This is a genomic window from Flavobacterium sp. N3904, from assembly GCF_025947305.1.
Classification (GTDB): Bacteria; Bacteroidota; Bacteroidia; order Flavobacteriales; family Flavobacteriaceae; genus Flavobacterium.
Map to the genome: position 1 here is coordinate 1,307,335 of NZ_CP110009.1, position 25,114 is coordinate 1,332,448.

Consider the following 25,114-nt stretch of genomic DNA (forward strand, 5'->3'; position numbering starts at 1 on the left):
GTTTAATTTTATCCAAAAAATACAATCATGCAAGATACATTTGAAGTAAACAGAACTGGCAGAAAAATGTTGAGTTCTTATTTTGAAAATTACACATTAGAACAACTGAATAAAATTCCAGAGGGATTCAGTAATAATTTAATATGGAATATTGGTCATATCGTCGTGACCCAGCAATTATTGGTTTATAAATTATCAGGATTGCCTATGGTGGTGACTGATGAAATGGTCGAAAAATATCGCAAAGGAACCAAACCGGAGCACGATGTGACGCAAAAAGAAGTCGATGAAATCAAAGTATTGTTGTTAAAATCTGTAGATCAGTTAGAAACAGATTATAACAATGGAGTTTTTGTAAACTATCAAGAATATCCAACTTCTACTGGATATATTTTGAAAAGCACAAAAGGAGCAATTGAATTTAATAACTTCCACGAAGGCTTACATATAGGGATTATGATGAGCATCAGAAAGTTTATATAAATTTTTCGAAAAAAAGTCAGACAATTAGTGACAGAAAAAATAAAAAAATCAAACAATGAAATTCAATACCAAAGTCATCCATGGTGGACAGCATCATGACCCAAGCACAGGAGCGGTAATGCCTCCAGTATACCAAACTTCCACATTTGTACAAACTAGTCCAGGAAAACCTTTGAATCCAGATTACGAATACAGCAGAGCCGCAAATCCAACACGAACTGCTTTGGAAAATGCTTTGGCCAGTATTGAAAACGGAACTCGTGGATTGGCTTTTTCATCGGGACTGGCTGCTACAGATTGTATTTTAAGATCGTTTAAAGCGGGTGATGAGATCATTGCTATGGACGATTTATACGGTGGAACCTACAGAATGTTTACCCGTATTTATAAAGATAGCGGAATTGTGTTTCATTTTGTAGACATGAATAATATCGAAAAATTCAAGTCGTTGATTAACAAAAACACCAAATTGGTTTGGGTAGAAACCCCGACAAATCCTTTAATGAAATTGGCCGACATTCAGGAAATAGCCAAAATCACCAAAGCGCATAATATCCTTTTTGCTGTTGATAATACGTTTGCAACACCTTATCTGCAAAAGCCTTTGGATTTAGGAGCTGATATTGTAATGCATTCTGCAACCAAATATCTGGGAGGACATTCGGATGTAATTGCTGGCGCTTTAATTGTAAAAGATGAAGCTTTGGGAGATCAATTGCATTTTCAACAATTTGCCACAGGGGCTACCTTGGGACCAATGGATAGTTTTTTGGTTCTTAGAGGTATAAAAACATTGCATTTACGTGTGCAAAGACATTGTGAAAACGGAAGTAAAGTAGTCGAATTCTTGAGTAATCACGCAAAAATCAATAGGGTTTATTATCCGGGATTGCCGAGTCATCCGTATCACGAAATTGCCAAAAAGCAAATGAGTGGTTTTGGAGGAATGGTCTCTTTTACGTTTGTATCTGGTAAAAAAGAAGAAGCAGTAAATTTTCTGGAAAGACTAAAAGTATTCACATTGGCAGAATCTTTGGGAGGTGTAGAATCACTAGCCAATCATCCCGCTTTAATGACACATGCATCGATTCCGGAAGACAAAAGAAAGGAAATCGGAATCACTGATGATCTAGTTCGATTGAGTGTAGGTATAGAAGATGCTGAAGACTTGATTGCCGATTTGGAACAGGCACTAGCATAAAAATAGAAATTTATAAAAAATGCCAATTCTAAAATTTAGAATTGGCATTTTTATTTTTTTGAATCGGTTTATAGTTTAATTCTCTAGGTAAAATATGTAACCAACAGTAAGCCATAGCAACGAATCATTACTTTTGTTTTCAGTATAAATATCTTTATTTGGATTTAAACCATCAACCCAGTCGGACTCAAAATGTTGATAACGTAAATCAATGATTAAATCAGACATTCGATTTAATTTGTATCGTGTTCCAATATCAAAAACTTCAGATATAACCGCCTTACTTTCAGTAGCATATCCATGAGGATGACCGTCTGAAGGGACTAAATATTTTGGATGGGTGGTTGCTGTATTGCCAAGCTCACCCATTGTAGAAGTGGCTGTGGCACTATAATAACTAATTTGAATACCTAAACTCGCATAAGGAGCAAAACTCCCCATTGTATTTTCAAAATCATGAATATGTAAAGGATAAAATTCAAGTTGAGTACCCAGATTGATTAATTGAGTCGAACCTCTCATGGCAGCGAGTTGTTGAGAAGGCAAAGTGTTTTTTTCTACCCATTGCCCATAATTCTGCAAATCAGTTTTACTGTAGGAAAGTTCGTTTCGTATTTTAAAATGCTCTTTAAAATAAATATTCTGATTGTCATTATAAGAGAAATTCAGGTAGTCAATAATTCCAAGTCCAAAACCTGTATTGTTCATATTGGTTTGTACATTATCTCGTTGTCCATAATCTGACCTAAACTGAACAGGTCCAGCAATAACGCCAATTTCATGAACGATTCCAGATTGTGAGAGAGTCCTATTTGACCAACACATCAGAATCAATAATATAAAAATTTTAAGTTTGATCATAGTAGGTTGTATTTTCAAAACAGGGCAAAGATATAAAAACAAGTATAATAGAATTATAATTTGTCTTAAATTTAAAAAAGAAGGCATATTATTCTATTCCTTACGAAAACTACATCGATTTCGTAAAAACACTATTCCTTGTGTTGTATTTTTTATAAATGATTAATAAAAAGATAATTTTATCATAATCAATTAGAAAAAAAGTTAAAATATTTGAATAAGATGTATCTTTGCCCCACTAACGAAAATGTTTTCTTAAACGTTTATAATTTAATGATCATGTCACAAAGTATTACAAATTTTATCGAATTGGTTGCCAAAAAAAATCCGAACGAGCCGGAATTTATGCAAGCTGTTGTAGAAGTTGCTGAAACAGTAATTCCCTTCATCGAAGAAAACAAGAAATACCAAAATAAAATGATTTTGGAAAGAATGGTAGAGTCAGATCGTATCATTATGTTTAGAGTAGTTTGGACAGATGATAAAGGAGATACACAAGTCAATAGAGGATACCGTATTCAAATGAACTCGGCAATCGGACCATATAAAGGAGGAATTCGTTTTCACCCTTCAGTAAATTTAAGTATTTTGAAATTCTTAGCTTTCGAACAAACGTTCAAAAACAGTCTGACTACATTGCCAATGGGTGGTGGAAAAGGAGGAGCCGATTTTGATCCAAAAGGAAAATCAGATAATGAAGTAATGCGTTTTTGTCAAGCATTTATGACTGAATTGTCTAAACATATCGGTGCTGATACCGATGTGCCAGCAGGAGATATTGGAGTAGGCGGAAGAGAAGTCGGATATATGTTTGGTCAATACAAAAGATTAAGAAACGAATTTACCGGAGTTTTGACAGGTAAAGGAATTTCTTTTGGAGGATCGTTAATACGTCCGGAAGCAACAGGATACGGAGATGTATACTTTGCACAAAGTATGTTGGCTACCAAAGGTGAAAGCTTCACAGGAAAAACAGTAGTTATTTCTGGGTCTGGAAACGTAGCTCAATATGCTGCCGAAAAAGCAACTCAATTGGGAGGTAAAGTAGTTACTATGTCTGATTCGGCAGGGTATATTTACGATGCTGACGGTATTGATGCTGAGAAATTGGCTCATGTAATGGAAATCAAAAATGAATTAAGAGGTAGAATTAGTGATTATGTTACTAAATATCCAAACGCAAAATATGTAGCTGGAAAACGCCCTTGGGAAGTAAAATGTGATGTTGCTTTGCCTTGTGCCACTCAAAATGAACTGAATGAGGAAGAAGCAAAAATGCTTATTGCCAACGGATGCATTTGTGTTGCCGAAGGAGCAAACATGCCATCTACGCCAGAAGCAGTTCATGTTTTTCAAAAAGCAAAAATCTTATTTGCTCCAGGAAAAGCTTCAAATGCTGGTGGAGTAGCTACTTCGGGACTTGAAATGTCTCAAAACTCATTGCGTCTAAGCTGGAGTTCAGAAGAAGTTGACGAAAGATTAAAAACAATCATGAAAAATATTCACGCTTCATGCGTAAAATATGGTACTGATGCCTCTGGGTATACTGATTATGTAAGAGGTGCCAATATCGCAGGATTTGTAAAAGTAGCCGATGCTATGCTTGCTCAAGGAGTGGTATAAAGATTGCAGATTTTAGAATTCAGAATTCAGATTTTAAAATTTAAATATATATAAAGCCTTTTTCTGTAAAGATTAAGGCTTTTTTGTGCCTATAGAAGAGAATCAAAAAAAAGCTAAAATCTGAACTCCGCAATCTAAAATTATTTGGGCGAAACCCCATTATAAAAAGTGGGCAACTTTAGACACCGCTTATTAGCCCACTTTCTATAATGCGGTCGGGCTATCCGCGCTACTTCGGTAGCTTGCTGCTATCCCTTTCGCGAACACAACAACTTCTAGAGAATCGAGAGATTTATTTTATTTCAAGACCAAAAGGAAAATCTCAAAGTCAAAAAGTAAGTTTTATTCAATATATTTGGGGAAAATTACTCGTCGAAAAGTAACAAAAATTTAGTCCCAACCACTCGGGATAATTAAGCGACTACTAAATAATAGAAAATCACAATGACAGAGTACCAATTTAGAAAAGCTCAGATTTCTGAAATCACTCCAATATGGGACATTTTGCAATTGGCTATACAACGCAGAAAAGAAGACGGAAGTAATCAATGGCAAGACGGTTATCCAAACCCTAATGTGGTGCAAAAAGACATTGAAAAAGAAGAAGGTTTTGTTTTGACCGATGGAGAAAAAATAGTTGGTTATTGCGCAATATTGATCAATGACGAACCTGAATATGCAAAAATTGAAGGGCAGTGGTTAACCAATGATGATTTTGTGGTTTTTCACCGAGTGGCTATTTCCGAGGAATACTTAGGGAAAGGATGTGCCCAAAAAATGATTGGCTGTATAGAAGATTTTGCGCGCCATAACAACATATACAGCATAAAAGCAGACACCAATTTTGACAACTTTGCCATGATTAAAATTTTTGAAAAATTGGGCTACACGTTCTGTGGTCATGTCTATTTCAGAGGTGGGCAAAGAAAAGCTTATGAGAAAGTGCTGACTAGAGCTCTTTAAGAAAGGTTTAGCCCGGAATCCCTATTTCTTTGCTTTGTGCTATATTTGTGAACCAATATTCATTTAATGCAAAAAAGGCTATTATATTTACTTTTTCTGTTTGTGTTTCAAATCACATTTGCCCAGGCCAATTTGTCTTGGCAAGGCTATTTCTCTTATACACAAATCAAAGACGTTTCGGAATCGCCAACAGCCATTTACGCTGCTTCCGAAAATGCTTTGTTTTCCAAAAATTTAAGCACAAACATTATAAAAACCACAACGACTGTCGATGGTCTTTCGGGAGAAACCATTACGGCTATCTACTATAGTGCGACTTCCAATAAAACAATTGTAGGGTATCAAAATGGTTTAATTATTGTCATCAACGAAGCCGATGGAAGTATACTTAAAGTAGTCGATATTATAAACAACAATTTACCAACGAGTGTAAAAAGAATCAACAGCTTTATGGAATTTGGAGGCATTGTATATGTGTCGGCAGATTTTGGTATCGTTCAATTCAACTTAACCACTTCACAGTTTGGTGACACTTATTATATTGGTGACAATGGAGCTGAGCTGAGAGTGACGCAAACTACAGTTTATAACGGATTTATTTATGCATCAACTTCAAGCGGGATAAGGAAAGGAGATATAACCAATCCCAATTTGATTGATTACAAACAATGGCAACAAATGGCAAGTGGAGATTGGTCTGGAATTGCTGCTTTCGGATCTCAATTATATGCCATAAATGCGGTTGGATACATCCATAAATTCGATTTGGCAACAAATACTTTTAATGGGTTTATTGCATTATCGGAACCTTCAACCGATTTTAGGGCAACCGCAAATTACCTTATAATAACAACTCCAAACGCAGTATATGTCTACAACAATCAAATGGCATTGCAGCGCCAAATCAATAGAAATCAAGTTCCAGATGTCACTTCCGTTTTCAGCTGTGCCACAATTGTAAATGACTTTCTTTATATCGGAACTGAAGAAAATGGTTTGATTACGACCGCACTTTTTGGGGCTTCAAATTATGAAAATTTAACACCGATTGGACCTTTACGCAATAGTGTATTCTCTATGCAAGCCACGCCAACACAGCTCTGGACAGTGTATGGAGATTATGATATATTTTACAACCCCTATCCGCTTAACGATTATGGAGTAAGTAAATTTAACACTTCAGGATGGTTAAACATTCCGTATAGCAATGTGTTGGGAGCAAAATCAATGGGAAGAATAGCGATAAATCCTGGGAATGAAAAAGAAGTATATGCCAGTTCTTTTTTCTCGGGTTTATTAAAAATAGAAAACGATGTCCCAACGCTTTTATACAATCAAACTAATAGTACCTTGCAGTCGCTAACGATAAGTCCGCCTGATCCCAATTATATCGACATTAGGATAAACGGTGCTGCCTTTGACAAATCGGGAAATTTTTGGGCAACCAATAGTAGAATTGCCAATGGTTTAAAAGTGCTGAATGCCAATGGACAATGGGGAAGTTATGCGATGGATAAAATTCTTGTATCGCCAACAAGTAACGATTTTGGTACTATGGTTATTGATAAATATGGCACAAAATGGATGTCAACCAGTAAAAACGGTGTAATCGGATTTAATGAAAGCAGCAATACTTTCAAGAAAATTACTTTTGGTACCGATCAAGGAAATTTACCAATAGCAGATGTCAGAGCAGTTGCTGTTGATACCAAAAACCAACTCTGGATAGGAACTACAAAAGGACTCAGGGTTTTGTCTAATGTAGGCAGTTTTCAAACCGAAAGCCAGTTGACAACACACTCTATAATTATTTTAGATAATAACCTTGCCCAAGAATTGTTGTACGAACAATTTATTACAGATATTGAAGTCGATGGTGCCAACAACAAATGGATTGGCACAGTAGATGCCGGGGTGTTTATGGTGTCTCCAGACGGTCAGGAAACCAAGTATCATTTTACGGTAAACAATTCGCCTTTGCCAAGTAACATAATAAACGACATTAGTATCAACAGCAGCACAGGCGAAGTTTTTATAGCAACATCCAAGGGGCTGATTTCTTTCAAAGGGATCGCCACATCGGCTAGCGAAAACTTGAACAATGTATATGTATATCCCAATCCAGTAAGACCGAATTACGAAGGAACCGTAAAAATAAACGGATTGCTCAACAAAGCCAATGTAAAAATCACAGATGTTGCAGGGAATCTTGTTTACGAAGCCACTACCGAAGGAGGAACCTTAGAATGGGACACCACCGCATTTGGAAAATATAAAGTCGCATCGGGAGTGTATATGATTTTTATCTCGGCTCAAGATGGAGTCGAAACCAAAGTCAAAAAAGTAATGATTATTCGCTAAAAACAGATATCACATTTTAGGTTGCAGTTTCTGAAAATCTAAAATCTAAAATCTAAAATCTAAAATTGAAACTTGTTAATCAAAACCAAAGCCATAGTAATTTCGTCCTTAAAATTTCAGGAGAAAAGCTTGATTGTAAAATGTTTTACCTTATCGAGCGGACTGAAATCCTATTTTGTTCGGGATGCTTTTTCGTCTCGAAAAGCGAGTCAAAAAATGGCCTATTTTCAACCTTTGAGTATCATAGAAATTGAAGCCGTTCACAAAAACAAAGGCACTTTAGAGAATTTCAAAGAAGTAAAAATAGCGTCTCCTTTTCATTCGATACATTCAGATATTTTCAAAAGCACCATGGTGATGTTCCTTTCCGAAATTCTGCACCATTCGATACATGAGGAAGAAAAAAACGAATCCCTATTTATTTTTCTCGAAACTGCTTTGCATTGGTTGGATCAGCATGACGAAATTGCCAATTTTCATTTAATTCTAATGCTGGAAACCTCAAAATACCTTGGTTTTTATCCCGATACTTCGGATATAGATATGCCTTTTTTCGAAATGACCGAAGGCATTTTCACCCCTTTTCACGCCATTAGTTCCCTCACCGAACACGAAACGCTTTTGTTCAAAAAATTGATAAACTTGAAACTCGACACCGACCAAAAAACGTTTCATGTCATTGAAAGGCAATTGCTTTTGAAAATTTTAATCGATTATTACAGTTTTCACCTCGACGGATTCAAAAGACCAAAATCTTTGGATGTTTTGAAAGAAGTTTTTTCTTGATTTTTCTTTTTCACACCAAAGGCTCAATTGAAAAAAAGTCAATTTTGACTTGTTTAAAGTTTCTTATTCGATTCATAACAGCATTTCCATTTGAGGAGCCATCAGCATTGGTATTGCCTTCGATAGTCTCTATCACATCACCATGAACGGCAGTTACAATTCCGGTATGGTGCCAATCATTTGGTGTTTTTTGAATTAAAAATAAATCACCTGGTTTTATAAGGGCGGGATTTGTTCTTGCTTCCTGATAACGGGTTAGTAGTTTTTTTTGCAAACCAGTTGTTCCAACTGTATCGCAGCTATAAGTTAATGGCATCAGTGTTTTGAAGTTTTTTCCTTGTATAGATGCTGCTTGGTCTAATACTGTTTGTGCAAAACCCATACACCAATACCATTTCTCACCTTCATTTCCATCCAAATAACTTCGCACCCAAGGACCCATATTATTTTGCTTATACATTACAAGTTCAAAAGGACGGTTTTTGAGATGGTTTTTGGCAACATTTAGCACTAACTCTCTTAAATTATTACCCGTAATTGGGTCTTCAAACGCCTTTTTTAGAGGTAATGAAAGCATGTCAAATTGCGTTTGATCGATACTGCCAGTTTGAGGTAAATTGTTAAATTTTTGAAAATTTAGAACTGCTTTTTCGGTGGCTGGTCCAAAATCTCCATCGATACCTGTTGCGGTTCCCGAGCTTGGATTTTGCATCGCAAACAAATTAAGCCAGGACTGAATTTTTTCAATGTCTTTTTTGTTGTTGGCAGCGCCGTTTCTTTGTTGGGGGGCTTTGATGAGTAACTCTTTTTTGTAGAATGTTTTTTGCATGGTATTTTTGTTTTTTAAGGTTTTTATAAATGATTAAGCACAGCCGTTTTATCCAGTTTTGGAAACCAAAGTTTCCGTTATAAAAAGTTTTTCTTCTTTACTGTATTCCAATTCGATTCCTTTCAAAATATGTTGATAATCGATAACAGTAGTGTTTTCATCAAGTGTCTGCAAACAAGCAAAAGCCATAGCCGAGACTATTTGAGCACCATTGAGTTCATAATTTTTGGCTACTATTTCGAGTATGTTCTGATCCTTTAATTTTGTTTTTTTCGGCATGCAATTTTTCCACAATTGCAAACGTTCTTCGGCCGTGGGTTTGTTAAAAGGAATAATTGAATTGAATCTCCTTAAAAAAGCATCATCAATATTGTTTTTAAAGTTGGAGGTAAGAATGACCAATCCATTAAAATTTTCGACCCTTTGCAATAAATAACTCACCTCTTGGTTGGCATATTTATCGTTTGAAGATTTGGTTTGTGTTCGTTTTCCAAATAACGCATCGGCTTCATCAAAAAGGAGAATCCAATTTTTGTTTTCGGCCTGAACAAATATTTTTTCCAGGTTTTTTTCGGTTTCTCCGATGTATTTAGAAACTACTTGAGATAAGCTGATGCGATATACTTCTTTTTTAAATTCTTTTCCTAGCAAAGTTGCCGTAAGCGTTTTCCCGGTCCCCGATGGGCCATAAAACAAGCTTCGATAACCGGGAGCAATTTGTTTGGCCATTCCCCAATCGTGTCGCAATTGATTCTGGTGTTTCAACCAAAGTTTGATTTGTTTAATGTGATCTTGTGTTTTTTCGTTTACCACTAAATCTCCCCATTCCATTTGAGTGGTAATTTCCTGCGCTGGAAAGCTTGTGCCAAATTTTGGTTTTAATTTTTCGCCAAAAAACAAAAGATGAACCATTTCTGGAGGCAAAATAATACGGCCACTCATCAATGGTTCTCCTTCTTTTACCTCTTCCAAGAACAAAATATTTTCTTTGAAAAACCAATGTGATGGTGAAAATAATTGCTGTATTTCCAATCGATGATTGACATCTTCTTTTGCCAAAACATATTGTGCAGTTTCACCCGTTGGTAGCATTCCTCTGTGATTGTCCAGACGGATTCCGCCCAATTCCGGAAGTTCACCTCCATCAGGATAAACTTCTTTTATGATTTCATCAAAAAAATGAGGTAATATGTTAGGAACTAAGGCCAATAATAAAATTACAGCTTCATCATGAGTCGTTTTTCGGTTCATGGCTTCCAAAAAAGAATTTTCGAAGTTATAGCTTACCTGTTCTTCGTCATTGTCTTGCGGACGAAGTGACTGGACGAGAAAGGATTTTAGAATTTGAAAAGGCATGTTTTTTATTTTTATTTAAAATATAATCTTTGAATTATTCTGTATAATCGCCATGGGTATAATCTAATCCATTATTAAATTGAGCGTTTTTTGTTACTTTAGTATTTGGATCTTCTTTTTTCCAAGAAGAGAATTCATATTTTATTATTGAAGGTGTTTTTTCTTCCATTTCGATAATTTTTTTTCTTTTAGCAGATAAATTCGGGGGCTGATTTTTTACAAAGTTTCCGTTATACTCTGGTGTTACTGTATAATTTATTACTTTATCATCTGCTAAATCTTTTTTTACCGTTTCTTCAATGTCTACATTGTGATCCTTGTTCCCTTTTCGGGTAAGGGGAGTAAGATTTCTAAAATCGTTACCACTGCCTCCTAAATTGTGATTTAATAAGTGACCCAAGATGTAGTAAGTCGAACTGCCATTTCGTTTTTTCTTAAGCGTTTCATAACCAGCGTTGGTAACGCCCGGTACAGATCCCGTGGGTGGTTTCGTTGTTTTATGAAGGTTTTTCACCTCCATGCTTGTCCCAAAACCATTTTGTAATGAACCAAATGTAAGTTCAAACTTTCCGATACTTTCCATATTAAAAAGCGGAATCATGTGATTACTCAGTTTATTGACATGATCTGTAACTACTTCATATTTTTCGGTTTGTTCTGTCTGATATTTTTCGGATCCTTTAGCAGATTTATTTTTCTTAGAAATAGCGACTTTTAGCAAATTAAACTCAGCTTGCGCATTTTTTTTGGATTCGGCTTTTTTGGCATCTGTTTTTCCTAACTTACTTATAAATTTTGCAAAAGTTGCCGGAGTACTCGCCACCATTAACTCAGCATTTTCTTCGGTCCCTTCAAAATAAAGGCTATGTGAATGCCCATCCTCCGTTTTGAATTTCTTTTTAATACTAAAAAAGCTCATCAGTTTTTTTACACCAGCTTTTCCAGCTTTAAATAATGTTTTAACCACCGTACCAGCCTTTTCAAGCACCCAATCGATGGCTTTGTTGATAGGAGCTTGAATTTTATCAAGTAAAGCTTGAACCTTTTTGCTTAAATCTCCAAGACCCAATAATCCCGCCAGAAAACCAATGGCAATTGGAACCAATTTGGCCAACGAATTTTCTACAAATGTGGCGGCTTGGGTTATTTTCCCTGCTACGATAAGTGCTGTACTGTCGACAATACTGTTTATTAAATCTAGTATTCTTCTGGCATTGTTGATAAACCAACTAACCACGTCGTAAATGAGTTTGCACGCTTTTATAAAAGCACCAACAGGATTGAATAAACTGATTACCCAAGTGATTCCTGCCTTAATTACCGTTTCGATAAGCATGTTTTGTATAGCGTCAACGACCATGACTTTGAGGTCGCCAATTTTTTCTTTGATGTAATTCCACAATCCGCCGAGTCCTTCTTTTCGAATTATTTGAAAAATTTCGAAGCCAGTTTCAAGCGCAGCGACAACCGTTGCTCCATACATTTTGGTGGCTCTGGCTTTAATATTTTCCCAAGTCAATCCAAAAACGGACATTATAAATTCAAAAATTCCGGTTAAGTCCCACTGCTTCGGGAATTTTATCGACGGAGGCATATTGCCCATCAACCATTCAAAAAATCCTTTTTTGAGGTGTTCTAAAGCATTTTTGCCAAAATTCTGAAAGCCTAAAACAATCGCATCCAGTAAATTGGACAAGAAACCAATAGGATCCAGAATTATTTTTCCAACAACGTCCGCTACTTTTGCCAATACGGTAAGTAACAGATTTTTCATTTCAATAATAGCTTTGATCACTCCAACAACAGCATCATAGGCGCGTTCCAGCCAGCTTTTGTTTTCTTCTTGTATCTTGTCAAAAGTTTCTTCCAGCTTGGCAACAGCTGCATTAAATTTGGTGGTAATACTTTGTTTTAACCCTTCATTGGCTTCATCAACTTTGGAATCGAGTTCTGAAAAACGTTCGGTAGCATGAGCAAACACATCTCCTGCAATTTTTTGGGTGTCTTTGTCTTGGGTTTTCCAATAATTTTGGGTTTTGAGTTTTCCGTCATCAATATCTTTTGTCGCTTGGCTCAATTCTTTTTCGACAAAATCACCAATTTTTCGAACCACAGGAGCCAAAGAATTGATGAAATTATCTTGCTCTTCGATGAAAACTTTCTTGATGTCATTTGGAATTCCCGCTGCCCAATTGGCCAAATCTTCCAGCCAATTGGTATCCGTTCTTTCTTTTACATTTTTTTCAAATGCTTTATTGGCAATATCTAGCGCTTCATCAAAATCTTTGTTTACTTTTTCGGTAAGGTTTTTAAGTCTGGTTTCTACCAAAAGCTTGGTGTCATCATAAATCTTATTCAAGTCGGTTGCGACTTTGGTTCGAACTTCTTCTTCTTTTTGTTTTTTAAGTTCTTTGTTTTTATCTACTTGACTTAATTGTTTGTTTCTGGTTGCACTCATTTTGGCCAGTCCGCCAGTAGTCAGTGCATTGGTACTATTTTTTGTAGCACCGGCAATTGGGTTGGCCGATTTTAAATATTGCTGATGGGTACCTTCTGCTTTTTTTTGACTTTCTTTTTTTTCTGTCAATGAATGATCAAAAGCGGCTTCGTTTCCATTTTGAAGTTGTTCTTCTGACACATTATTGTTGGCCAATTCATTGTCAATTTTTTTTGAATCAGCAGATAGATCGTTGTCTTGAGCGGTTTTAAGTGGCGGTGCAAATCCTGGATTGGAAACAACAGGATATGCTCCAATATCTTCTTTTGGCAATGGCGAAGCTACTTTTGTGACCACACTTGTTTGATCTGGAGTTGCGCTGACAGCACTGGATAAATCGCCGTTTGTATTTTGTTTTTCTTTTTCTAAAGTATCTGTTATGCCTTGTTGTGCAGCACCCATTTTTTCAGAAGAGGTCTGGTCTTTCTCCATTTCCTCTTTGTTTTTTGGGATTACTTTTTTGATATTATCTAAAATAGCATCGGAAAATTTTTTGGAATCAAATTTTTTAGTTTTTTGATTCGCCATGTCTTCCACTTGATTGGATTTGGCCACACTCGATTTTTCCAATGCGGGAGATATTGCCACCGATTTCTGCATTTCTGATTTTTTCTCCTCTGCGGTACCGTGTTTCTTTTGGGACTTTGCAGTTTTTGCAATTTTAGCTTTTTGAATGTCTAAGATGGATGCCTTTTTTGGATTAAGTACAGGATCTACCGCTTCTTTTTTAATAGTTTTTGCCGCAACAGGCACAAGAGCAGTTTCTTTCTTTTTCTTCTTGGCTGTAGAAGGAAAGAAAGGTGCCGGTTTTCGCTGTGGCTTTTTAACCGGTTTAAATTGAAGTCCTGTTTTAGACATTTATATTCAATGGTTAAGAGGTTAATTTGATTTAATTCCAATAACATTGCAAAAAATCTTCCATCCATGGGGTTTTTATCATTTCGATTCCCCAGGGTAATTGAGCCAATAAAATATCTACACCTTCCTGTTTTACCCAGAGTTCTAATTTTTCATTCTCAGTAAATATGATTTTCCCTTCTCTTTGCAAAAAAGTCTCCCGTAAACCTGCAACGGAGGTGTCGCCTAGAATTTTCCAATGTTCAATCACGGCCTGTAATAAACTTTCGCATTTTTCAATTTCTTTTTGGGTGATTTCCAGTTGGGTATTGACCACATTTTCTATAGGGAAACCGCATAAAATCTTATTGAGCACTAGTTCGTTTTCTCCTATTCTTGTTTCTCCTTTTATTAAAAATTGGGTTAATAGTATTGCTTTGTGTTGGCTCATTTTATTGTTCCAAATTTCATTTTTGGTCAGCTCCAATTGCTCGAACAACGATTTTAAGAAAGGATGAAACAGTATCAAGCCTGCATTTTCAACATAAATCATATTCTTTATTTTTGAATTGGACGTTTCCAATTCATTTTTTTGGTTTAACTCTGTTCTATTTTTTTCTTCTGATGTTGATTCTTCAACTAAATTTTCAGGATTGAAATCGACTAAAACTAATTCCCAAAAAGCTATAAAGTCATTGTTTATAGCCAATAAATTGTTTTTATAAATGCTGATTTCGGGATTCAAAAGTTCTTTTAAAGTCAAAAATAAGGATATTTTTATATCCCAATGCAAAGATGAAAGGGTTTGGACAGTTTCATGAACAACCGTTCTGGAAACCTTTTTTTCTTTATAAAAATAAAATTGCCAAGCTATGAATTCGACCCAACTGTCTAAAGCGATATTCGAAAAATAATTTGCTTTTGAAATCAAGACAAATTGCAATAATTCTTTGAATTCGATTTGGAAAGCATCAATTTGGTTTTCTATTTTGGTTTTAAAGGATTCTGGAAATGCATATATAAAACGAATTAAAGAGACGGGGTTTTCTAAAAACAAAGCCTTTAACTTATCTATAAAAGAGGCATTTATTTCCAAATGGACAATCAATTCCTCAAGGGTTCTAAACAATGCATTTTCGGGAATACTACCTTTTTTTAGAAAATCAAAAAATAAATTTTCGGTAATCGTTTCTTTTGAAAATAGTATTTCCAAACTTTCAATTACAGATTGATTTTTTTCTAGATTTTCAAAATGCAGTTTAAGATAGGATTCAATTTGTTCCAAAGAATGCGCCACAATTTCTTCTTTCCATTTTTTTCTGGATAGAGGAGGGAGTTCAATTTCTAGTTTATCAATTTTCCAAGTATAGTCTTGAAAAGAGTAAAGGTTGAGTAACAATTCGACTTTTGGATAAAATTCCTTTTCCATCAATTCTGTAACAACACTTTGCACTTCTATCCCAAAATCGGTCGAAGCACAGCTGATATCCAGTGTATGTTGTTGTATTAAATGCATAGTTTTTAGTCAATAATTAAATCATTGTCTTCAAGAATACTATTCAATGCTTTTTCTAAATTCTCTTGCATTTCTTTTGTGAATAGGCCAAATTCAAATTTGTTTGGTTTGTACAAAAGCGCCATAGAGGTTGAAATATGACCTGCTTCTGGCAATATGATGTGAACTCCTTTCTGTTTCTTTTTGTCTTCAAGTAAGCCAATGCCAATAATTGTCATCGGAAAATCAGATCGACTTACTGTTGCTCTAGTATCAGTATTGAAACCTCCTGCTGTACTTGGAGTAGTACCTTCTTTATCCTCTGCTTTATAGAAGGGAACCATGAAAGTGAGATACATTTGTTTCTCATTGATGTTAGGTAAAAAGGAGAGCAGAATTTTATATTCTTCTTCCTTTAAAGGTATAAACAACCATTCGGGATTGTTTTTTTGGTCAGTGTTTGCAGGGTCTTTCAATCGTGCTTCAGTACATATATATAATGAACACGAAAGTTCCCGTATTCCTGTAAAATTCACTTTTACCGTTGCAAGTTGTTTGGTACTTAAGGGTTTATTGATATTCCCAAAATCAAAGCCAGCGATTGGAGATGGAGTTGCAGGTTTGTCTGAAAATTCCAGAATATCTTTAAGAATTTTGTTGGTGTCAACGGCAGTTATATTTCCTTTTGCAATAATTTTACCGTCAATTGCTGTAATTATTTCTTGTTTGGTTGCCATAACTTTATTTTTTAAGAATTAGTTGCTAAGTGTTAAAATCGTCATTATTAAAATCTGCTTTTTCGAAATCTCCAACTTTTGTTTCCGTATTTCCAATAATGATATTGATGTTATTTCCTTCGGGATTTTGAATGTAGGGCAAGAAAAAGTCGGCCAGCACCACTTTTTGTGGAGCATTATTTTCGGCCAAAACCAATGGTTCAAATTGAAATAGGGTTGTAATATTAGACAAGAAAAATTCTTGTAAATGCACAGGATAATTATTGGCCATATTTTGTTGCGCCACTTTTATCAAATTGGCTTTGATGTTCTCTGTTTGATTTTTGCAATCTTTTAGCGCAGCTTCATCGTAGGAATCGGCATGCGAAAATTTAGTTTTTTTGTATAATACACTTTTCGTAAGGTCCTCTTTTATTGTTTTTGTTTGCTCAACCGTACCAAAAGTGAAACCATCGGTATAACTTTTGATAGTATCCAATAACACGAGGTATTTTGGAGGTATTTGTTGCGGTTTAAAAATAGAAGTGTCGGTGTAAACGAGTATAAATGTGCCTCCTACTGAAACACCTGCATGGTGTTCCATTCCTTTATTTTTTTGTAAAAAAGTAGACAGAAATAAATCTTTGAAATCGTTATTCCATCTTTTTACGGCTTCATCAAATAGTACAGTGAAGGAATCTTCAAGAAACAACTCATTGATTTGATCCAAATGATCAATTAAGTCTTCAACCAAAACGGTTAAATCTGTTTTGTTCCATAAAAGACAAAAGCGATGAAACAAAAAGAGAACATTTAAGTTTTTGAAAATTTCGTAAAAGCTTTTGTAATTGGGTAAAAATTCACTTAGATCTTCTGTTAGCAACGTTTTTACTTCGTTCAAAATGTTTTTAAGCGAAGTAATAGTCGCTTCAGTCATAAAGGTTTGGGTGACTATTTGGGCCTTGTTCGATGTAATCCAATTAATGACAAACTCGGTAATATTGTACACTTTTTTTCGAGCCAAATCATAATCAACTTCAAGATCAGACCAATCTCCTTGGTGTTTTGTGATGTCCACCTCTTTGCCTACATAATCAACTGCATTAAGTGCAATTGTTTTGAATGGTAGATTATAAGTGTCTTTCAAGGAAGACAATTCAGTAAGTACCTCCAGATAATTTTTACCAATATGGCCTTCAATTCTTAGAAAGTTATACGGTTCTAAATCATACAAAAGTGGTTTTTTGACCCACTGTAAATCGGTATAATTTGGTTTCTCGGACTGATACGAAAGGATTTCGTTGCTTTTGTTTTTTATAGTTTTATCAGGATTCCATTTTTTATTTAGATCCAAAAAGTTCGAATAATAATAGGGAATCGATTTTTTGGACAAAGGGGTTTTACCATAAATGGTGGGCGTTATTCGGATAACAGTATCAGTGATGGACCACGATTTTATCAAAAGTACTAATCGTTCAAACAAGATGTTGAGTTTGTTTCTTAGTAGAATTTCTTTATCGGTATTGCCGGTTTTTACAAAAGGTGTTCTGAAATTATTCTCTATAGCAATGTTTCCTAAAATGATATGAAAAGGAAACAGACTTTCGTCAAAACAACAAAAAGTAGGATTCTGATTTTCGAAATCTACAATTTCATTATACGCAGAAACAATATCACCAATCCAGTCGCACACATATTGAATTTGCAATTTGTCTTTGTTGGCGTTGATGGTTTGTGTTAATTGCGTTTTACAATTATTCAATGTAGTGAAGTCAGAAGTTGATTTCAGTACATTTTTGTTGGTGTTGTAAATCGCATTTATTTGATTGGAAAGCGTGGTTAGAAAAGCATCATCATACCAATTTTTGAAACCGTCAAGCACTTGTTGTCCTGTTACTAAATTTTTGAAAGGCACATTATATCTGGGAGTAACCAGTTTTTGAGATGCTTTTTTGATGTCAAAACCGCTGAGCAATAAAGGTGCAATATCCGAATTGTTGATAACTAAAGGTCTTACGGTAAATTCCAGTCTTTTGCCTTTGTCATCACAATTGGTATTCACGCAGTTTTTTTCGTCAATCAAGGCTGTTTCCAGAATAAATACGACCACTTTATCATTAAAAAAACCATTGGGAATAGCTACTTTAACTAGTTCTGTAGTTGTAGGTTCCAATAATTCAATAGCATTTTTGAAAGGCGAATATTTAGATCCGTATTTCAGTATGGGTTCCAAAAAAGGTTCTTTGCTGTAATTGGCTCCCAGAAAATTGGCCGAAAGTTCTAAATTATGATAGAATGTAAACAGTTTTTCTTCCCAGTTAATTTCATACCCCAATGAAGTAACAGCCGTTCCGCAACCTATTTTAATTTGGTTGGGCTGTGGATGCGAAATTTCTAATCCACATACAATTCCCATCCCTAAGAGCCCTGTTCGAGACAAGCGGTCTTGTTCTTCAAGATAACTTACAACACTGTTGAGATGTTTTTGGCTTAGAACTTGATCTGCCTCAAAAACGGGATATTTGGAGTTGTTAAATGCTTTCATAATGGTATTTTTAAAGTGTTCCTAATGCTGTATTTCCTAATAATATGGGGTTGGTAATTTCACTCAAATGACAATCGAATAAATTGCCTTCAGGGTACATGGTGTTCAATTCATTGAGAGCATTTATCATGTCTTTATGATGAAGCAAGAAGCTGTTTTCGTCTTTTGGGAGTAGGGTTTTAGAACAATATTTTATTCTAAAATAGCGGTAGTTTTCGAGCCAGTTTTTATAGGCTAATTGAAACTGTTTCATGTCGTTTGCATTTACCCAACAAATTTTTAATAATACATGTGCAGGTGCTTCTTGTCTGAAAATTTTTTCCGCATATTTTCTAAAAGTCAAGTTTCGAAAACGGGTTAAATAACCAGGTAAAACGATGGTGGCTTTGAAAGAATAGGGATCATTGTTGGCTTCGTCCTTGCAATCGTCCTGTAAACAAACCGTTAGTAAGTCACTGTCTTTGTTGGTAGTCAGTAAAGGTCTCAGCAACAAATGTTCTATGGAATAAAAATTTTCAAAAGTTTCATTCAGCGTTTGGAGTAAAGAATTGTAATAATCGTGCGCGGCTTCAAAAGTGGCAAACGGTTTATCGACTTTGGCAATTTTAGTAGCGTCTTTTTCGAGATAGAGATAATATTTGGTACTTGATTTATGAATGGTATAAACATTGGGATCAAAAATATGTTCTTGAAGCCAGTTCCATTTAATAGCCAAATCGGTTGCGGGACTTTGTATTTTAAAATGAATAACCCCCAATTTTGTAGGGATTGACAATTGAGATTGCGGACTATCGCCATTGGCAATATCTCTTAAACTAATGTCATTAATACCTAATAATTTGGCAACCCGTTGCTCATAACCACCTCTAGAATTAGAACCCCAAAAATCAGGCGGAGTAAGGGTGTTCGGATTTATGTAATCCATTCCAATTCCTCTTTTACTGCTTATTTCAGGATAGTCATTGATGAAATTTTGTTTGTCTTGTATTAAATCTTCGTATTGAAAACTCAATTCGCCCAGACCTTTTGCATCTTGATTGACCTGATACATCATAAAAACGTAATCGTTGAAACTTTCTCCAAACCGCGCCATCAAATGATCCAAGGCTCGGTTGCGTCGCTCATAGAAATTGGTTTTGTTTTCGTAAATAGAAATCTGGTCGTCGCTTGGAATCCACAAATTATCCTCAAAGGATTTAGTGTAAAGCTCGTTGGAATAAAATTCGCCCCCAGTCCAATCGTTTTTGGAAAGAAACCTGGGGAAGTACGTTCTGTCAATGGTTGCAGTGTCCAAAATATTTTTGGAGTGGTACAATTGACTGAAAAAATCAGCCAAAATTTGATCGTAAAAATGCAAGTACCCCTTGAGCTGATTGACCTGCGCTTTTCGCAAATCGGATTCTTTATCCGATAATTTGTTTTTTCCCAAACCATAGTTTTGAGGAAACTCGTCCTGAATGCTGTAATATTCATCCAGTTGATAAAAAGTTCCCGATGGAAATGGCAATTCATTATTGGTGTTGAGTAATTTGTAGTTTTTTTGTTGGGACTTATAAATTTCTATTCTTTGATCCACCAACATTTGATTGTTTTCTGAAAGCAGAAATGGAATCTTTTTTTGGAACAAAAGTATTTTGGATTTCTTAGGCGTAAAAATCGGATTCACTTCTCCAGAAAGAGTCAAACTCCATGGTTGGCTAGAGCTTCCAGGAATAGGTTTTCCATTTTTGTCATAAGCGGTAAGCAAAAGATTATTGACCGAAATCACTCCTTTTATGCCCATTAACACAGCAATAATATCTGAAGAATGAATTGCGGTGGGCAAGTCACAATTACTCAGTTCTTCCTCTTTCAGGAAACCGTGATCGAGTTTTGGCCCCAGAAATAAATCTTCTGAATGATAACCTTGATCGAGTAATTGCGCCAATGTATAAAACCGAATTGGAGGATTTATAACATCAAACAGGGCAATTTGAATTTGAGCCATAACATCAACTACATTGCTTTGGGGTTCCATTTCGATATCGACACAAATTCCAATTTCGATACTTTCTATGGTGGAAAGGCATAAATAGTCCTCGGTAAAATTTCTGTTTTGATGCAGTTTTTGATGTACTTTTTGAAAAGTAGCGTCGACTTTGTTTTTTTTATCTTTAAAAAGGGTAACCAGTTCAATATAATTTTTGGGAACCGAAAAATGAGCCAATACAATATCTATTTCGCTTGGGTCATAACAGCTAATGGTAAAAGTCAAAAATTCAACACCACTTGGAGTTTTAAAAAGAGTAAGAACTACCGTGTTGTCAATCTTCTCTATTTTTTTACTTTTTATTTTTGCAGGTTTACTCAGTGCCTCCAGAAGATTGGCTTTTGGATCGTTCCAAGAGTCAAACATCGGGCTGATATTTACCTGAATCCATTGGTCATGATCCAAAAATTCAAAGTCCAAAAGTGTCGAATTCAAATCACCGAGAACAGGATCTTCCTCCAGTTCCAATAAAATTTTGTTCAGACCTCTAAGCGGTAATTTTTGAAGTGCGGTATTGTTTTTGTCAACAGATTTTAAACTTAGTTTGTCTTCTACAGGATTTATATAAATTGGAATTTCATTATCGTGTGGTGCCAGAAAACCTGAAGAATCAACTGTCTTTTTGGTTGTCAAAAACCAAGCATTAGAAATGCCGTCGATATCGATGAGTAATTTTCTATAATCGATTTCGGTAAGTGGCGCATTGGTAAAAATAGTACTGGCAGGAAAAAAACTATGGTTTGAAATTTTCCCATATCGGTCGCATAAAATGTTTTTAATGTCAAAACTGCTTCGATACCCCAACTCGGTAATAGCATAGGACAAAACTTCAAGAATGGTAATCCCTGGATCGTGCGCATTGTAATCGGTCCAGAGTTTGTTTCCCAGTTTTTCTATATATTTCATACCTTCTTTTCTCAAGAAATCATAATCTTGAGCGGGAAGGAGCTTACGGTCTTTTGTTATAAAATAATCGGTTTTCATATTGATCAATTATTTATTTCTTCTATAAAATGAGACTCGTTGGGTACAAACAAGGTGAAATCGGTCATCGGAATAATTTCTTTTACTTTGTAGTAAATTGTTTTTACAGAATCGTTAGTGTCGTTGAGAATGATTTGATTGACCTCAAAATCAGTTATATAATCCACAAAAATTTGGTTGTCAATTAATTGAATCAATGCTGAGATTTCTATGGCATTGGCAAAAACCATATCGGTATTTTCAAAAGCCCAAGGACTCAAATAGGCATTGATGATTTTTTTTAATTCGGTGGCATATAAACGAGTGTCGGCGCCCGGAATTTCGTGGTATTTGACTTTAAATTTTACTTCTATTTTTTCTAATGTGGGTGTTTTTACCGAAATCCTAGCGTGAGGCGACGCTATTTTGGCGATATGTTGCTGTATTTTTTTCATAATCCCCAAACTCAAAAGTGGTTTCCAAGAAACTGTATTTTGATAATTATTAGATTGTGCAATAGGAATCAAAGTGATGTAACCCGCCGAAACATTTGATATGGTTGTAGAATTATAACGGTAATGATTCAAACATTTTACCCGATGCACTTCTGGAAATTCGTCCAATATCAAACGTTCATAATCCCATGAAGTAATGGCTCGTTTTTTGTGTCTTAGTCTTTCGCTAGAACGTTGGTAAAGCAACAAATCGTCTTCTTTTTTCTTGCCCGAAAAAGAAGCATAGGGCTGGGTTACTTTTTTTATGAAATCAATAGGCTCATGGAATTTTGAGATGGTTTCTTTGGGTGTGTTTTCGGTGAAAACAGTTCCGTTTTGCTCAAAATCAGTTAGCACTGCTTTCAATGCTTGTGTGTGAACACCAATAAAATGGCAAATAGCATCGGTTCGATCTACCGCTATTTTTATCCAAAAAAGCGATTTCTCCAGTATGGTAGTTTGACTGGTGTCAAATTCCGGAATGGTTAATTGTACCAACCCGGATTGTGTAAGGCCATTGGTTTCGTCACCCATTTCGTGTGGATCAATTGGAGTCCAAGAATTTTGATTCAAATACGACCATTCGACGTTAGCAGGTTCTTGTCTTGGGTTGGCGGTTCCTTCTGCAAGCTGAATTAAAAGCGACAATCCGTTTCTTGGAATCACTTTATCAAATCCCAAATAAATTTCTCCGCCAACTGGAGCATCATGAGGAAATTTGGAATCATATAATTCATCTTTTTTGTATCCAAAAGGCAAAATGTGATAGACTTCGATTGGGTTATTTGAAACACCATTCTTATACATGTCATAAACGTAATATCCTAAGCTAATGTCGTTAATAGTTGGCGCAACGGGCAAAGTACCCCCACTTTTACTGGCAGCAATAAAGTCTTGTAAAAATTTCTCCCCATCAAAATTAGTATCATTCAGGATAATTTTTGCATAACCCGAAACACTTAACGAGTTTGGCAATGCATTTTTTTCTTGATATTCAAGGATTGGGTTTGTATTTTTAATTTCATAGTATAAATCCGAGGTGTCGGACCATAAGCCATCAATTAATTGTTCTATTTTTAGATCATAATCATTATAGAAAGATGGATTGGAATCCAAATACAGATAGGCATCTTTTTTGACAAAAAATTCATTACAGCCAATGACAAAACCATTGCCTTTTTTTGGAAAATCACCAAATGGTTTGAATGTTTTACTGGCGTCAACCAATCCGGTATCTGTTCCCAAAATAAAATTCTTCAATCCAGATACAGACACATTGATTTCTATTTGAGTTATATCGATTGGTTTGGCTCCATTTAAGGACACAATTTTCAGGACAGGATAATTGGTATTTATATTTATGGAAGTGTGAATTTTCGGGTCATGAGCAATGATTTTTTTTTCGGAAGCAACTATTTCTAAAAAGATATAATTTTCTTCTGAATAAACAGAATTGAATTCGATCACTTTTTTTTCGCCTGTGATAAAGAATTTATAGAGAGACAAGTCTAAAGTTTCGTCGTTTATTTTTAAATAAATTACCCTATAGCCGCCACTCAAAAAGAATAATGGACTGGCAATAAGCAAACCAGTTTCTACTGTCGTTGCTGTATCCGAAAATACATTGAAGGATGTATTTTGAGCATTTGATTTTATAAAATCGGATTGATTCCAAAGGTTAGCAGAGTCTTTATAATGACTTAAAAAGGAATGTAATCTGCCGTCATTAATGGCTTGGTCTGCTGTTGAAGCATAAAATTTGTTTTTGCCTAATGTATTTTTACTTGCAGGGAACAAACTGTTTTTGGGCACTAGGACTGCCTTCTCTGGAGTAGGTTCAAGAATCAAATGAACATAATCTGGACGTGCATTGGCATGTTGTATTTGTAAAATGTCTCTGTAATAAAAATCAAGATGTCTTTTTGTAAACTCATTGAGTTGTACTTGCGCGATTCCCAAAAGTTTTAAAAAGGAAATATATAATGCAAAATGTGGTTTGTGATTTGAGTAGCTTTCCAATTGATTAGCAATGTTGTCACCAGCAACTTGTTTCCAATTGTGTATTAATCCATAAAGCTGTTGTACGTTTTTGTTGAACTGAGAATTAGAAATCAAAGCCAATGGATTGTTGCTTGCCGTTATTTTGTCTTTCAAATCTTTTATTTTTTGAATGAAATAAGGGCTTGTTCCTTGCAAGGTTTCTTTGGCAGAAAGGGTTGAATCCAGAACATTTATTTTTCGATTAAAATCTAAGAATTGACTGTTTATGCTTTCAAAATAGGACAAAAGTATTTTTTTTTGATCCGCAACTACTGTTGAAGTTTGGACTTCAATTTTACAGATTTTGTACTGTTCTTGTAATTTTCGCACATCCCATAAATACAGCTGAACGAGAATAGCAGTCGATTCCCACTGAAAAAAGTTAGACCAATTGCCGTCTTCTACATTGGAGTCATTATAGAATTTTATATGGGCAGCCAATTTTTGGACAAAAGCAATAAAATCAACTTCTTTTCTTTCATCAATAAGAAAATAATCAGGTTTGAGTGCTGCCAAAAATCGCTCTTCTTGGGTGGTTCCCATTCCTTGATGAATTGATATGTTTGATGAGCAATTGTCCATTTTTATATTTTTAGTATAAAGATTTTATAAGTAACCATTTTATTTGATGTAAGTTCCTTCTTCCAGATAAAAAGGATATACGTAATTCTGTCTCGAGTTGGTGGTTCTTACAGTGTATTCTATTTCTAATTTGATCAGTCCTTGTGATGTTTCTTCGGCGCCAAAAGAAACGTTGTTGAGGTCTATTCTGGGTTCGTATTTTAATATCGCCATTTTCACAATTCCCTTTATTTTGGTGAGTAGCGTTACGGTTATGTTCTCAAATAATAAGGGTGTAAGATTGCACCCGAAATCGGATCTTACAATGCGTTCGTCAAGTTTTGTTTCCAAAAGAATTTGCAAACTTTGGTTGATGTCTGTCACTCCATCAACAGTTTCTACTGACCCAGAAATGGGATTGAATGTGGGTGGAAAGCTCCAGCCTGTTCCTATAAATGTTTCGTCGTTCATGTT

Annotated in this window: 16 protein-coding genes; 6 read left to right on the forward strand and 10 right to left on the reverse strand. The window is 35.3% G+C overall.

Annotated features, from left to right (window positions below; genetic code table 11):
• Window positions 1–27: 27 nt before the first annotated feature.
• Window positions 28–483: a DinB family protein gene (locus OLM57_RS05340; protein WP_264566205.1), complete on the forward strand. Its 456-nt coding sequence runs from the start codon at window positions 28–30 to the stop codon at window positions 481–483.
• Window positions 484–538: 55 nt separating this feature from the next.
• Window positions 539–1,684, forward strand: a complete 1,146-nt coding sequence (locus OLM57_RS05345; RefSeq protein ID WP_264566206.1) for a cystathionine gamma-synthase — start codon at window positions 539–541, stop codon at window positions 1,682–1,684.
• A 75-nt stretch (window positions 1,685–1,759) separates the two neighbouring features.
• Here the strand turns inward: OLM57_RS05345 and OLM57_RS05350 are convergent, their stop codons facing one another.
• Complete coding sequence (locus OLM57_RS05350) at window positions 1,760–2,545, reverse strand: THC0290_0291 family protein (protein ID WP_264566207.1); 786 nt, start codon at window positions 2,543–2,545, stop codon at window positions 1,760–1,762.
• 279 nt (window positions 2,546–2,824) lie between these two features.
• Here OLM57_RS05350 and gdhA point away from each other — a divergent pair, with 279 nt between their 5' ends.
• The 4 genes from gdhA (at window position 2,825) to recO (ending at window position 8,278) form a co-directional block, all read left to right on the forward strand.
• Window positions 2,825–4,168 carry an NADP-specific glutamate dehydrogenase gene (gene gdhA / locus OLM57_RS05355; protein WP_264566208.1) on the forward strand — a complete coding sequence of 448 codons (1,344 nt, stop codon included), beginning with the start codon at window positions 2,825–2,827 and terminating at the stop codon, window positions 4,166–4,168.
• A gap of 444 nt (window positions 4,169–4,612) precedes the next feature.
• Window positions 4,613–5,131 carry a GNAT family N-acetyltransferase gene (locus OLM57_RS05360; RefSeq protein WP_264566209.1) on the forward strand — a complete coding sequence of 173 codons (519 nt, stop codon included), beginning with the start codon at window positions 4,613–4,615 and terminating at the stop codon, window positions 5,129–5,131.
• A gap of 66 nt (window positions 5,132–5,197) precedes the next feature.
• Window positions 5,198–7,492 carry a T9SS type A sorting domain-containing protein gene (locus OLM57_RS05365; protein ID WP_264566210.1) on the forward strand — a complete coding sequence of 765 codons (2,295 nt, stop codon included), beginning with the start codon at window positions 5,198–5,200 and terminating at the stop codon, window positions 7,490–7,492.
• Between the two features lie 72 nt (window positions 7,493–7,564).
• Complete coding sequence (recO, locus tag OLM57_RS05370; RefSeq protein WP_264566211.1) at window positions 7,565–8,278, forward strand: DNA repair protein RecO; 714 nt, start codon at window positions 7,565–7,567, stop codon at window positions 8,276–8,278.
• Window positions 8,279–8,288: 10 nt separating this feature from the next.
• On the opposite strand, the gene OLM57_RS05375 is transcribed toward recO, so the two are convergent.
• Genes OLM57_RS05375 through OLM57_RS05415 form a run of 9 tightly spaced genes read right to left on the reverse strand, consistent with a single transcriptional unit; the run spans window position 8,289 to window position 25,111 of the window.
• Entirely contained in the window at window positions 8,289–9,107 is an 819-nt protein-coding gene (locus OLM57_RS05375) for a peptidoglycan-binding protein (protein WP_264566212.1), read from the reverse strand.
• 48 nt (window positions 9,108–9,155) lie between these two features.
• Window positions 9,156–10,463 carry an ATP-binding protein gene (locus OLM57_RS05380; RefSeq protein WP_264566213.1) on the reverse strand — a complete coding sequence of 436 codons (1,308 nt, stop codon included), beginning with the start codon at window positions 10,461–10,463 and terminating at the stop codon, window positions 9,156–9,158.
• A gap of 34 nt (window positions 10,464–10,497) precedes the next feature.
• A complete protein-coding gene (locus OLM57_RS05385) occupies window positions 10,498–13,818 on the reverse strand; it encodes a DNA/RNA non-specific endonuclease (RefSeq protein WP_264566214.1) in 3,321 nt (1,106 codons plus the stop codon).
• Window positions 13,819–13,849: 31 nt separating this feature from the next.
• The gene (locus tag OLM57_RS05390; protein WP_264566215.1) at window positions 13,850–15,313 is read right to left on the reverse strand and encodes a contractile injection system tape measure protein; all 1,464 of its coding nucleotides are present in this window, start codon (window positions 15,311–15,313) and stop codon (window positions 13,850–13,852) included.
• Window positions 15,314–15,318: 5 nt separating this feature from the next.
• On the reverse strand, window positions 15,319–16,029 hold the full coding sequence (locus OLM57_RS05395; protein WP_264566216.1) for a hypothetical protein: 711 nt from the start codon (window positions 16,027–16,029) through the stop codon (window positions 15,319–15,321).
• Window positions 16,030–16,054: 25 nt separating this feature from the next.
• Window positions 16,055–18,553, reverse strand: coding sequence for a hypothetical protein (locus OLM57_RS05400; protein ID WP_264566217.1), 2,499 nt, complete (start codon window positions 18,551–18,553; stop codon window positions 16,055–16,057).
• A gap of 10 nt (window positions 18,554–18,563) precedes the next feature.
• Window positions 18,564–21,566, reverse strand: coding sequence for a hypothetical protein (locus tag OLM57_RS05405; RefSeq protein ID WP_264566218.1), 3,003 nt, complete (start codon window positions 21,564–21,566; stop codon window positions 18,564–18,566).
• A gap of 5 nt (window positions 21,567–21,571) precedes the next feature.
• Window positions 21,572–24,661: a baseplate J/gp47 family protein gene (locus tag OLM57_RS05410; RefSeq protein ID WP_264566219.1), complete on the reverse strand. Its 3,090-nt coding sequence runs from the start codon at window positions 24,659–24,661 to the stop codon at window positions 21,572–21,574.
• Window positions 24,662–24,700: 39 nt separating this feature from the next.
• Window positions 24,701–25,111: a GPW/gp25 family protein gene (locus OLM57_RS05415; RefSeq protein WP_264566220.1), complete on the reverse strand. Its 411-nt coding sequence runs from the start codon at window positions 25,109–25,111 to the stop codon at window positions 24,701–24,703.
• Window positions 25,112–25,114 lie beyond the last annotated feature (3 nt).